Origin of the sequence: Enterobacter sp. 200527-13, assembly GCF_027924865.1 — a bacterium.
GTDB lineage: Bacteria > Pseudomonadota > Gammaproteobacteria > Enterobacterales > Enterobacteriaceae > Enterobacter > Enterobacter ludwigii.
Window position 1 is genome coordinate 64,400 of sequence record NZ_BSCM01000002.1, and the last position, 12,632, is coordinate 77,031.

Sequence of the window (12,632 nt, forward strand, 5' to 3'; positions counted from 1 at the left end):
GCAATGGTCAGTCACAAAATGGCGCGCATCTTAGCATACTCACGGGCAAATTACTCCGCCGTTGGGTTTGCCAGGAAGCGAACCGCGCGTTTAATGTCCCGCGTGCGCGGCGCGGGCGGCAAGCTGGCAAGGAAGGTCGCACCGTAAGGGCGCATCACCAGCCGGTTATCGCATATAACCAGCACGCCGCGGTCGTCTGTGTCGCGAATCAGGCGCCCTACCCCTTGTTTAAGGGTGATCACCGCGTCCGGTAGCTGGACCTCATCAAAAGGATCGCCGCCGCGCAAACGGCAGTCTTCCATACGTGCCTTCAGCAGCGGATCGTCCGGTGAGGTAAACGGCAGTTTATCGATGATCACCAGCGACAGGGTATCTCCCCGCACGTCCACCCCTTCCCAGAAGCTGCTGGTGGCTACCAGCAGGGCGTTACCGGCACTGACAAACTGCTGTAACAGTTGCCCTTTGCTGGTCTCGCCCTGAAGCAGAACCGGCAAAGTCATGGTGGCGCGGAACTGCTCCGCCAGATCGCGCATCATCGCGTGGGAGGTGCAGAGCATAAAACAGCGGCCGTTGTTGGCCTCGATCATCGGCCTGAGCATTGCCGCCAGCAGGCGCGCCGCGCCGGGCTGGTTAGGCAGAGGCAGATTACGCGGAACGCAGAGCAACGCCTGTTTTTCATAATCAAACGGGCTGGGCAGCAGCAGCGACTCCGCCTCCTCAATCCCCAGACGCCCGGTAAAGTGGTGTAGATCGTCATTCACCGAAAGGGTTGCCGACGTGAAGATCCAGCTTCCCGGTTTTTGCGCCATCACCTCTTTGAATTTATCCGCCACCGTCAGCGGCGTCAGGGCCAGCGTGAAATGGCGGGAGGTGCATTCATACCAGTAACTGAACCCCGGCTGGTTTATCTCTTTCAGCCGTTTGAGGCGTGCCCGATAGAGCGTGGCGCGCTCAAAGGCGGCATCCAGCAGTGCGGAACGGCCGAGCGATAGTTTCGCCACGTCGTAACAAAGCTCAAGGGCATCATCGAGCAGCAACAGCGCGCGCTGGATATTTTTGTCTGCCAGCAGCTCACGCAGATTACCGCGATAGCCCGGCTCACCCAGTTGCAGGCGAAAATCCTGCGCACTTTGCGCCAGGCGGTCAGCACACTTCTGCAGCTGTTGGGTATCTTTTAACTCGGTGCGGTAGGCAATGGTGAAATCTTTCGCTAAGTCCTGCAGCTGGCGGCTGGAGAGCGACTGGCCAAAATACTGGCTGGCGATGTCAGGAAGCTGGTGGGCTTCATCGAAGATCATCACGTCCGCTTCCGGGATCAGTTCGCCAAAGCCGCTATCTTTAACCACCATATCGGCAAGGAAGAGATGGTGGTTGACCACCACGACATCCGCATCCATGGCGGTTTTACGCGCTTTCACCACAAAACAATCTTTATACAGCGGGCAGTCGCTCCCCAGGCAGTTGTCGTTGGTACTGGTGACCAGCGGCCAGGCGGGAGAGTCTTCCGGCACGCTCGCGCAGGTGCTGATATCCCCCTCCTCCGTCTGATTGGCCCAGGCGCGAAGAATAATGACATCGCTGAGCGTCTGCACCGGCAGATCACCGCCCGCCAGCGCCTGCTGCTCAAGCCGTTCAAGGCAGAGGTAGTTGGAGCGGCCTTTCAGCAACGCCAGGCGGCCTTTATACTTCAGGGCGTTGGCGACCGTGGGCAGATCGCGGCTGTAAAGCTGGTCCTGCAGCGCTTTAGACCCGGTGGAGATGATCACTTTCTTTTTAGCCCGCAGCGCTGGCGCCAGGTAGGCATAGGTTTTGCCCGTGCCGGTACCGGCTTCCACCACCAGCGGCTGCGCGGTGTCGATTGCGCGGGCCACGGCATGCGCCATCTGCCGCTGGGGTTCACGCGGTTTAAAACCGGGAATCGCCTGTGCTAACTGACCTTCTGGGGAAAAATCGTCTGCCACGTTGCTCTCTCACTGTATTTTTGCACAGGGATTATGTCAGCCCATCCTCTCCAGTGCCACCCCAAATAGTGACGAGGGGAACACAATATGGCAGTCTTGCCGACTGACATGAAAATAACGAGGAAACGTTTATGACAATTGTGCGCATTGATGCCGAAACACGCTGGTCTGATGTGGTCATCCATAACCAGACGCTCTACTACACCGGTGTACCGGAAAATCTCGACGCAGATGCCTTTGAACAGACGGCGAATACGCTGGCGCAGATTGACGCCGTGCTGGAAAAGCAAGGCAGCGACAAATCACGCATTCTGGATGCGACCATTTTTCTTGCCAGTAAAGACGATTTTGCGGCGATGAATAAAGCCTGGGATGCCTGGGTTGTGGCGGGACATGCGCCCGTACGGTGTACCGTACAGGCGACGCTGATGAAGCCGGAATACAAAGTCGAAATTAAGATTATCGCGGCGGTTTAAGCCGGATTACTCCTCTTCATCATCCTCAAAACGCGCCACGATCCGCTCGCCGGTGTGGGTGGCGCGAAGTTCATTAGCAACTTGCGTGATCGCCTGTCCGCTGCTCATCCCCTGGGACATCAGTTCCTGAATACGCTCAACCGCTTTCTGCTGCTGGTCATGGCTCAGAGAAGGTAAACCTGCAAACATTGTCAACTCCTGCTAAATTATCCGCGCTAATTATTTCACGCTGCCCGGTAGTATGCCACACATGAACCCGTTACCCCCTACAGTCATTTCGTTACCCTGGCGTTCAGACGCCGCGGAATTCTGGTTTGCCCGCCTCAGCCATCTTCCTTTTGCGATGTTGCTGCACTCCGGTTATGCGGATCATCCCTATAGCCGCTTTGATATTCTGGTTGCCGACCCTCTGCAGACCCTGATAACACAAGGGAATGTGACTACGACGGGCGAAACGCAGTCAACGGACGATCCGCTGTCATTACTTCAGCAGGCGCTGGACGCGCTGAGCTTAACCGTTCCGCAAAATCCCGACCTTCCCTTCCAGGGAGGTGCGCTGGGCTTGTTCGGCTATGATTTAGGTCGCCGCTTCGAAACCTTGCCGGAGACTGCGCAGGACGACATTCCGCTGCCGGATATGGCGGTGGGGCTTTACGACTGGGCAATAATCGTCGATCACCACAAGCAGGCGGTCTCTCTGCTCAGCCATCAGGACGTGTCCGCCCGGCTTGCCTGGCTTGAGGCACAGGTCCCCGTCGCAACAGCGGATTTCCACCTGACCTCTGCGTGGCGCGCCAACATGACCGCGCGGGAGTACGCCGCGAAGTTTGAGCGGGTTCAGGGGTATCTGCAGAGCGGTGATTGCTATCAGGTCAACCTTGCCCAGCGTTTTCAGGCAACCTGTGAAGGCGATGAGTGGCAGGCATTTACCCGCCTCAACGCCAGTAACCGGGCACCGTTCAGTGCATTTCTGCGCCTGGAACAGGGCGCTATCCTGAGCCTCTCGCCCGAGCGTTTTATTCATCTTGCCGATGGCACTATTCAGACGCGACCGATTAAAGGCACGCTTCCCCGGCTGGCCGATCCTGTTGCCGACCGCCAGCAGGCGGAAAAACTGGCGGCCTCGTTAAAAGATCGCGCTGAAAACCTGATGATTGTCGACCTCATGCGTAACGACATTGGCCGGGTCGCCGTACCGGGAAGCGTGCGTGTCCCTGAACTGTTTGTCGTCGAGCCGTTCCCCGCGGTGCATCACCTGGTCAGCACCATTACCGCGCAACTGCCCGCCTCGCGCACGGCCTGCGATCTGCTTCGCGCCGCGTTCCCGGGGGGCTCGATAACCGGCGCGCCTAAAGTGCGGGCAATGGAAATAATCGATGAGCTGGAACCGCATCGTCGAAACGCCTGGTGCGGCAGCATTGGCTATATCAGTCTCTGCGGTACGCTGGATACCAGCATCACCATTCGAACGCTGACCGCCTGTAACGGGAATCTGTACTGTTCCGCAGGGGGCGGAATTGTTGCTGATAGCCAGGTCGATGCGGAATATCAGGAAACCTTTGATAAAGTTAACCGTATCCTGAAACAACTGGAGTAATGACGGGTGGAAAAAGAGAACCTGACGCTGGATGATTTTCTGTCGCGCTTTCAGCTTTTGCGGCCCAACGTGAGCCGCGAAGCCCTCAATCAACGTCAGGCAGCGGTGTTGATCCCGGTGGTCCGTCGTGAGCAGCCGGGTCTGCTGCTCACCCAGCGTTCGCCACATTTACGTAAGCACGCCGGTCAGGTCGCCTTTCCGGGTGGTGCCGTGGACAGTTCTGACGCCTCGCTGATTGCCGCCGCGCTGCGCGAAGCCCAGGAAGAGGTCGCCATTCCGCCTGAAGCTGTTGAGATCATTGGCGTGCTGCCGCCGGTCGACAGCGTGACCGGTTTTCAGGTCACACCGGTGGTCGGCATTATCCCGCCGGATCTGCAATATCACGCCAGCGTCGATGAAGTGTCTGCGGTGTTTGAGATGCCGCTGGAAGAGGCCCTTCGGCTCGGGCGTTATCATCCGCTGGATATCCAGCGTCGGGGTCATGCGCACCGGGTGTGGTTGTCCTGGTATCAGCATTATTTTGTCTGGGGCATGACGGCGGGCATCATTCGTGAACTGGCGCTGCAAATCGGCCTGAAGCCTTGACTATACTTTACATTCCACCCTCTTCTGCCAGGTTTGCGATCGGCGTCGCGCTATTAGCAAAACCATCGTTAACCATTAGTTTAATTCATGTGAATAGTTAAGCCGAGGTCGGTCTTCCCTCTTACACTATGCGCAGTTATAACATCGTTACTGGAACCCCGGTAACCCTGTCAGGAGTGTGAAAGTGATTAGTATATTCGACATGTTCAAAGTGGGAATTGGCCCTTCGTCTTCCCATACTGTTGGCCCGATGAAGGCCGGTAAACAGTTCGTCGATGATCTGGTCGAAAAAGGATTACTGGAAAGCGTTACCCGTGTCGCCGTGGATGTTTACGGCTCACTGTCATTAACGGGTAAAGGCCACCACACCGATATCGCCATTATTATGGGTCTGGCGGGCAATATGCCGGATACCGTAGATATTGATGCCATTCCGGCATTTATCCGCGACGTGGAAACGCGCGGCCGCCTGCTGCTGGCAAACGGTCAGCATGAAGTGGATTTCCCGCATGATGACGGCATGCGTTTTCGTAGCGATAACCTCTCCCTGCATGAAAACGGTATGCAGATCCACGCCTTTAACGGCGACAAAGTGATCTACAGCAAAACCTATTACTCTATTGGCGGTGGTTTTATCGTTGATGAGGAACACTTCGGCAAAGATACAACGGGTGATGTGAACGTACCTTACCCGTTCAAGTCCGCCAAAGAGATGCTGGACTACTGCCATGAAACCGGTCTGTCACTTTCCGGCATGGTGATGCAGAACGAACTGGCGCTGCACAGCAAAAAAGAGATTGAAGACTATTTTGCGAACGTGTGGCAAACCATGCAGGCCTGTATCGATCGCGGCATGAACACCGAAGGCGTACTGCCTGGGCCACTGCGCGTGCCGCGTCGCGCCTCTGCGCTGCGCCGTATGCTGGTCACCACAGACAAATTCTCTAACGACCCGATGAACGTGGTCGACTGGGTGAACATGTTTGCGCTGGCGGTGAACGAAGAAAACGCCGCGGGTGGCCGGGTGGTGACTGCACCAACGAACGGCGCGTGCGGTATCGTTCCGGCGGTACTGGCCTACTACGATCACTTTATTGAACCCGTAACGCCTGATATCTACATTCGCTACTTCCTGGCAGCAGGGGCGATTGGTGCGCTGTACAAGATGAATGCGTCTATCTCTGGCGCTGAAGTGGGCTGTCAGGGTGAAGTGGGCGTGGCCTGTTCTATGGCCGCGGCCGGTCTTGCAGAGCTGCTGGGTGCCAGCCCGGAGCAGGTCTGTGTGGCGGCTGAAATCGGTATGGAACATAACCTCGGTCTCACCTGTGATCCGGTTGCGGGTCAGGTGCAGGTACCGTGCATTGAACGTAACGCTATCGCGTCGGTAAAAGCGATCAACGCCACGCGTATGGCCATGCGCCGTACCAGCGAGCCACGCGTTTCGCTGGACAAGGTTATCGAGACCATGTACGAAACCGGTAAAGACATGAACGCCAAATATCGTGAGACCTCCCGCGGCGGTCTGGCGATAAAGGTGCAGTGCGACTAACCGTTTCACCTCAACGCCTCTCTCGCCCATCTTCCACGGATGGGCGAATTTTTATCCCTTTCTCGTCGACTTAATATTTCCCCACTACACTTGCTGTGTTGCCTCGGCTTTTGGTGCTGAAGGCGTATTGGGCGGCCTCCCATGCAAACAGCACAGAGGATCATAAAAAAGTATCGCCGAAAACGCGTCATCGTCTGCGTGATGGTTGCGCTTCTTACGCTCATCATTACGCTGGGTATACGCTTTATTTCACAGCGTAACGTAAATCAGCAAAACACCCTGAACTTTGCGGCGCACTCCGTCAACGTGCTGGATAACGTCTTATTGCCGCTGGAAAAAGGGCGCAACCCGCTGCTGGCACTGGTCGGAGCGCCCTGCTCGCAGGCGCATTTAGTGTTACGAAAACAAGCGGCCTCACTGCAAACGGTGCGCTCAATTGCACTGGTCAAAGACGGTATCCTTTACTGTTCAAGTATTTTCGGCAATCGCGACGTCCCGTTGCGAGAGATTCAGCCTGCCCTGCCCTCCGCCGAAACCAAGCTGGTGCTCTCCACCGACAAATCCTTGCTTAAGGGAAGCCCGATCCTGATCCAGTGGTATCCGGTTTCTGATAGCGGAGAAGATGGTGTGATGCAGATTGTGAATATCGATCTCATCACTCGCCTGATGCTGGAGCCACAGCGCCCGCTTATCACCGACGTGGCCCTGACCGTGGGGGATAAATACCTGCGCTACGGTGAAAATGTCTCCGACTCGCTGACAATAAACGATGATGAGAGGGTTCTGCGCCAGCAATCCAGCCATTTCCCGTTCACCATTACCGTCAGTGGCCCGGGAGCCAGCGAGCTGGCGTTGATATATTTGCCCTCTCAGCTGCCGCTGGCGCTGATGCTCAGTCTGCTGATGGGTTACGTCGCCTGGCTTGCGACCGCGAACCGCATGAGCTTTACCTGGGAAATTAACCTTGGCCTGGCCGCGCGTGAATTTGAGCTGTTTTGCCAGCCGCTGCTGAATGCCCGCACGCAGAAATGCGTGGGGGTGGAGATCCTGCTGCGCTGGAACAACCCCCGTCAGGGATGGATCTCCCCGGACGTTTTTATTCCGCTCGCCGAAGAGCACAACCTGATTATCCCTCTCACACGTTACGTCATTAACGAGACGGTGAGTCAGATTGGCTATTTTCCGGCAACGCCCGGCTTCCACATTGGCATCAACGCCGCCGCCAGCCATTTCCGGCATGGAACGCTCATTCAGGACCTGAACCGCTACTGGTTCAGCGCGCATCCCACCCAGCAGCTGATTGTGGAGCTGACGGAGCGTGACGCGCTGCAGGACGTGGATTATCGCATTGTAAGAGAGTTACACCGTCAGGGCGTGAAGCTGGCCATTGATGATTTTGGCACCGGCAATAGCTCACTCTCGTGGCTGGAAAAGCTGCATCCGGACGTGCTGAAAATTGATAAGTCCTTTACCAGCGCTATCGGCACTGATGCCGTGAACTCCACGGTGACGGACATCATCATTGCGCTCGGGCAACGGCTTAGCATTGAGCTGGTGGCTGAAGGGGTAGAAACGCCCGAGCAGGCGCGGTATTTGCGTCATCACGGGGTAGAGGTACTGCAGGGATTTTTGTTTGCGCAGCCTATGCCGCTGAGGGAATTTCCGCAATGGCTGGCGGAGAGTTCGTCTCCGCCAGCACCGCGTAACGGGCATATCGTTCCGCTGATGCCGTTACGCTAGGCTCAGTTACTCTTCTTCGTCGTGGGCCGACTGCTCTTTAACAATGCGCACCATATCGACGCGATAGTCATTCGCTTCGATTATCGTGATCTGCAGCGGAGGCAGTTCGATGATATCGCCGGTCCGCGGGATTTGTCCGTTGACGGCAATAACCAGCCCAGCCACGGTCGCAATGTCCTCTTCATCGTTGATGATGTTTTCCAGACCCAGCGTGTGCTGCAGCGCATGCAAATCGGTGGTGCCTTTCACCAGCCAGCCATCACCGTCGGAGACAATTTCCGGGGTTTCATCCGCATCCGGGAATTCACCGGCAATGGCTTCAAGCACGTCAAGCGGCGTCACCAGACCCTGCACCACACCAAATTCATTGGTGACAATAACAAAGCTACCGCGTGCGCGGCGCAGGACGCCAAGCAGGTTGATAGGATCCAGCGTTTCCGGCACCACAATCGCCGGTGATGCGGCGGCGACGGCTTCGACGTTAATCCCCTCTTCCAGCGCCACCAGCATCTCTTTCGCACGCACCACGCCGATGATTTCGTCCAGTTCACCCCGGCATACCGGGAACAGGCTATGCGGTGAAGAGAGCAACTGCTGGCGAATCTCATCAACGCTCAGGCGGGAATCGACCCAGCTGATTTCACCGCGCGGGGTCATGATGCCGCGCAGCGAGCGGGAGGCCAGGGAGAGCACGCCGTTAATCATATAGCGCTCTTCTTCCACAAATGCCCCTTCCGGGACGGGAACCGGGTTACGGCTTTCATTGTCATTCTGCACGTTGACCTGACGGCGACCGCCCATCAGACGCAGAATCGCATCAGCCGTACGCGCACGCAGCGGCTGGGTAGACTGCTGCTTGATAAAGTTATGTCGTGCAATCTGGTTAAACAGCTCGATGAGGATCGAGAAGCCAATGGCTGCGTACAGGTAGCCTTTTGGTATATGGAAGCCAAAACCTTCCGCCACCAGGCTCAGACCAATCATCAACAGGAAGCTAAGGCAGAGCACCACGACCGTCGGATGCTGATTCACAAAGCGCGTCAGTGGCTTAGACGCCAGCAGCATCACCGCCATCGCGATAACCACCGCAGCCATCATCACCGGGAGGTGGTTCACCATGCCGACAGCCGTGATCACCGCATCCAGTGAGAAGACCGCATCAAGCACCACGATCTGCAGTACCACGACCCAAAAACTGGCATAGCCTTTACCGTGTCCATCATCGTGCTGGCGATTTTCCAGCCGCTCGTGAAGCTCTGTCGTCGCTTTGAAAAGCAGGAATATCCCCCCGAGCAGCATGATCAAATCACGGCCGGAGAAAGTGAAATCCATGACGGAAAAAAGCGGCTTCGTCAGCGTAACCATCCACGAGATCACGGACAGCAGTGCCAGACGCATGACCAGTGCCAGAGAGAGGCCGATCAGACGCGCTTTATCACGTTGTTTTGGCGGCAGTTTGTCCGCAAGGATGGCAATAAACACCAGGTTATCAATGCCGAGAACAATCTCAAGCACGACCAGCGTGAGCAATCCCACCCAGATTGACGGGTCCATTAAGAATTCCATGAAACGCTCCTGCTTACGGAATGACCAAACGGTGCCCCACTCAACGTGGGCAAAACAGAGGTAGACAGAGTCGATATGTGGCGAGGATCGCCGGTGAAACAGGCGCGGAATGGCCTGGAGGATGACTGACGTCGGTGACGGTCCATATAGTGGGCTTTAGCCCTATACTCCTGAACAATTAAACGGAGGCTAAACATATCAGAGACAATGCGTTTTTAGCAAAGATTTACGTTCCTTTGCAAAGATCTGTAACACAGCTGCTTTACCTTACAGATAATTCTGTAACCCATAGCTAAATTACGGATCTTCATCACATAAATTATTTTTTCACTATCTAAAATAATTCGCGGAAGTCTTAGTTTTTTAACTCTAACCCTTTTCTGAATCGATTCGGTTGGCCAGATACGATTCACAGTGCGACTGCCTGGCAGGCGTATTAATGATAATAAAAGGAGGTAGCAAGTGACCATTGCTATTGTCATAGGCACACATGGTTGGGCTGCAGAGCAGTTACTCAAAACAGCAGAGATGCTGTTGGGTGAGCAGGAAAACGTCGGCTGGATCGATTTCGTTCCCGGTGAAAACGCTGAAACGCTGATTGAGAAGTACACTGCTCAACTGCAGAAACTGGATACCAGCAAAGGCGTGCTGTTTCTCGTTGATACATGGGGAGGCAGTCCGTTCAATGCTGCCAGCCGCATTGTCGTCGATAAAGAGCATTATGAAGTTGTCGCCGGGGTGAATATCCCCATGTTGGTGGAAACCTTCATGGCACGCGACGACAATCCGAGTTTCGATGAACTGGTCGCTCTGGCAGTTGAAACCGGTCGCGAAGGCGTGAAAGCGCTGAAAGCACAACCGGTTGAGAAGCCTGCTCCAGTGGCCGCGGCGCCAAAAGCCGCAGCCCCGGCGAAGCCCATGGGCCCGAATGATTACATGGTGATCGGCCTTGCCCGTATCGATGACCGTTTAATCCACGGCCAGGTGGCAACGCGCTGGACCAAAGAGACCAACGTTCGACGCATTATTGTCGTCAGCGACGAAGTTGCTGCTGATACCGTACGTAAAACCCTTCTGACACAGGTTGCTCCTCCTGGCGTTACCGCGCACGTGGTGGATGTCGCCAAAATGATCCGCGTTTATAACAACCCGAAATATGCGGGCGAGCGCGTGATGCTGCTGTTCACAAACCCGACAGACGTTGAACGCCTGGTTGAAGGCGGCGTGAAAATTACCTCCGTAAACATTGGTGGTATGGCATTCCGTCAGGGCAAAACGCAGGTCAACAACGCCATTTCAGTCGATGCGAAAGATATCGAGGCATTCAACAAGCTGAATGCACGCGGTATCGAACTGGAAGCCCGTAAGGTTTCCACGGATCAGAAACTGAAAATGATGGATCTGATCGGTAAAGTTGGGAAATAAGCCCGCGCCGGTTTTTCACATAAAGCTTATGTAATAGGAGAAGTACAATGGAGATTACCACTCTTCAGATTGTGCTGGTGTTCATCGTCGCGTGTATTGCGGGTATGGAATCCGTACTTGATGAATTTCAGTTCCACCGCCCTCTGGTGGCCTGTACGTTGATTGGTGCCGTTCTGGGTGATATGAAAACCGGGATCATCATCGGTGGTACCCTGGAAATGATTGCCCTGGGCTGGATGAACATCGGTGCGGCAGTTGCGCCTGATGCCGCGCTGGCGTCCATCATTTCTACGGTTCTGGTTATTGCCGGTCACCAGAGTATCGGTGCAGGTATTGCCCTAGCCATCCCGCTGGCAGCAGCAGGTCAGGTACTGACCATCATCGTGCGTACTATCACCGTGGCCTTCCAGCACGCGGCGGATAAGGCGGCCGAAAATGGCAACCTGACGGCGCTCTCCTGGATCCACGTCTCGTCCCTGTTCCTGCAGGCGATGCGTATCGCGATCCCGGCCGTTATCGTTGCGATCTCCGTCGGTACCAGCGAAGTACAGAGCATGCTGAACGCCATTCCAGAAGTGGTCACCGGCGGTCTGAACATCGCAGGCGGTATGATTGTGGTGGTTGGTTATGCGATGGTTATCAATATGATGCGCGCAGGCTACCTGATGCCGTTCTTCTACCTCGGCTTCGTTACTGCTGCGTTCACCAACTTCAACCTGGTTGCGCTGGGTGTGATTGGTGCAGTGATGGCGATTCTCTACATCCAGCTCAGCCCGAAATATAACCGCGTTGCGGGTGCCCCAGCGCAGGCTGCTGGTAATAACGATCTCGATAACGAACTGGACTAGCAGGTGAGCGAAATGGTTGATATGACAAAAACTACCACCGAGAAAAAACTCACTCCGGGTGATATTCGTGGCGTGTTCATCCGTTCTAACCTGTTTCAGGGTTCATGGAACTTCGAACGTATGCAGGCGCTGGGCTTCTGTTTCTCCATGGTACCGGCTATCAAACGCCTGTATCCGGAAAACAACGAAGCGCGCCGTCAGGCGATTAAGCGTCACCTGGAATTCTTTAACACCCATCCTTATGTGGCGGCTCCGGTTCTGGGCGTGACGCTGGCGATGGAAGAGCAGCGTGCAAACGGCGCAGAGATTGACGATGGTGCCATCAACGGTATCAAAGTCGGTCTGATGGGTCCGCTGGCAGGCGTCGGTGACCCGATCTTCTGGGGTACCGTGCGTCCGGTCTTCGCGGCGCTGGGTGCCGGTATCGCCATGAGCGGAAGCCTGCTTGGGCCATTGCTGTTCTTCATCCTGTTCAATGCGGTACGTCTGCTGACCCGTTACTACGGTGTGGCTTACGGTTACCGTAAAGGGGTGGACATCGTTAAGGATATGGGCGGCGGCTTCCTGCAGAAACTGACTGAGGGGGCGTCAATCCTCGGCCTGTTTGTCATGGGGGCACTGGTTAACAAGTGGACGCACGTGAACATCCCGCTGGTGGTGTCCACCATCACCGGTCAGGATGGTCAGACCCGTGTTACCACCGTGCAGACGATTCTGGACCAGCTGATGCCGGGTCTGGTACCGCTGCTGCTGACCTTCGCCTGTATGTGGCTGCTGCGTAAGAAAGTTAACCCGCTGTGGATCATTGTTGGCTTCTTCGTCATCGGTATCGCGGGCTACGCTGTCGGTCTGCTGGGCCTGTAAGACATCACGTAATACGCCGGG

The 12,632-nt window shown here is 55.7% G+C and carries 12 protein-coding genes; 8 read left to right on the top strand and 4 right to left on the bottom strand.

The window, feature by feature from the left end:
* Window positions 1-50: 50 nt before the first annotated feature.
* Entirely contained in the window at window positions 51-1,961 is a 1,911-nt protein-coding gene (locus tag QMG44_RS09550; RefSeq protein WP_014170590.1) for an ATP-dependent DNA helicase, read from the bottom strand.
* A gap of 131 nt (window positions 1,962-2,092) precedes the next feature.
* Between QMG44_RS09550 and QMG44_RS09555 the strand changes: the two genes are divergently transcribed.
* Entirely contained in the window at window positions 2,093-2,437 is a 345-nt protein-coding gene (locus tag QMG44_RS09555; protein ID WP_044867699.1) for a RidA family protein, read from the top strand.
* A gap of 6 nt (window positions 2,438-2,443) precedes the next feature.
* Here QMG44_RS09555 and QMG44_RS09560 read toward each other — a convergent pair whose 3' ends face one another.
* Complete coding sequence (locus tag QMG44_RS09560; protein WP_020883426.1) at window positions 2,444-2,626, bottom strand: YoaH family protein; 183 nt, start codon at window positions 2,624-2,626, stop codon at window positions 2,444-2,446.
* A gap of 61 nt (window positions 2,627-2,687) precedes the next feature.
* On the opposite strand from QMG44_RS09560, the gene pabB reads away from it, so the two are divergent.
* The 4 genes from pabB to QMG44_RS09580 all read left to right on the top strand — a co-directional run bounded on the left by pabB (window position 2,688) and on the right by QMG44_RS09580 (window position 7,908).
* Window positions 2,688-4,034 carry an aminodeoxychorismate synthase component 1 gene (pabB, locus tag QMG44_RS09565; protein ID WP_086532373.1) on the top strand — a complete coding sequence of 449 codons (1,347 nt, stop codon included), beginning with the start codon at window positions 2,688-2,690 and terminating at the stop codon, window positions 4,032-4,034.
* Between the two features lie 6 nt (window positions 4,035-4,040).
* Window positions 4,041-4,619 (top strand): CoA pyrophosphatase, encoded by a 579-nt coding sequence (locus tag QMG44_RS09570; RefSeq protein ID WP_014170594.1) that lies wholly within the window; start codon window positions 4,041-4,043, stop codon window positions 4,617-4,619.
* A gap of 184 nt (window positions 4,620-4,803) precedes the next feature.
* Window positions 4,804-6,168: an L-serine ammonia-lyase gene (gene sdaA, locus QMG44_RS09575; RefSeq protein ID WP_020883424.1), complete on the top strand. Its 1,365-nt coding sequence runs from the start codon at window positions 4,804-4,806 to the stop codon at window positions 6,166-6,168.
* Between the two features lie 141 nt (window positions 6,169-6,309).
* Window positions 6,310-7,908: an EAL domain-containing protein gene (locus QMG44_RS09580; protein ID WP_020883423.1), complete on the top strand. Its 1,599-nt coding sequence runs from the start codon at window positions 6,310-6,312 to the stop codon at window positions 7,906-7,908.
* A 6-nt stretch (window positions 7,909-7,914) separates the two neighbouring features.
* Here the strand turns inward: QMG44_RS09580 and yoaE are convergent, their stop codons facing one another.
* Together yoaE and QMG44_RS24305 are read right to left on the bottom strand one after the other, a co-directional pair.
* On the bottom strand, window positions 7,915-9,474 hold the full coding sequence (gene yoaE / locus QMG44_RS09585) for a CNNM family cation transport protein YoaE (RefSeq protein WP_014170597.1): 1,560 nt from the start codon (window positions 9,472-9,474) through the stop codon (window positions 7,915-7,917).
* Window positions 9,462-9,671, bottom strand: a complete 210-nt coding sequence (locus QMG44_RS24305; protein ID WP_404997239.1) for a protein YoaL — start codon at window positions 9,669-9,671, stop codon at window positions 9,462-9,464. Before QMG44_RS24305 ends, yoaE begins: the two co-directional genes overlap by 13 nt.
* A gap of 265 nt (window positions 9,672-9,936) precedes the next feature.
* On the opposite strand from QMG44_RS24305, the gene manX reads away from it, so the two are divergent.
* The 3 genes from manX to QMG44_RS09600 are packed head-to-tail and all read left to right on the top strand — an operon-like array spanning window position 9,937 to window position 12,611.
* Window positions 9,937-10,899: a PTS mannose transporter subunit IIAB gene (manX, locus tag QMG44_RS09590; RefSeq protein ID WP_014170598.1), complete on the top strand. Its 963-nt coding sequence runs from the start codon at window positions 9,937-9,939 to the stop codon at window positions 10,897-10,899.
* A gap of 47 nt (window positions 10,900-10,946) precedes the next feature.
* Window positions 10,947-11,747, top strand: a complete 801-nt coding sequence (gene manY, locus QMG44_RS09595) for a PTS mannose transporter subunit IIC (protein ID WP_014170599.1) — start codon at window positions 10,947-10,949, stop codon at window positions 11,745-11,747.
* 12 nt (window positions 11,748-11,759) lie between these two features.
* The gene (locus tag QMG44_RS09600; RefSeq protein WP_006810994.1) at window positions 11,760-12,611 is read left to right on the top strand and encodes a PTS mannose transporter subunit IID; all 852 of its coding nucleotides are present in this window, start codon (window positions 11,760-11,762) and stop codon (window positions 12,609-12,611) included.
* Window positions 12,612-12,632: the final 21 nt, after the last annotated feature.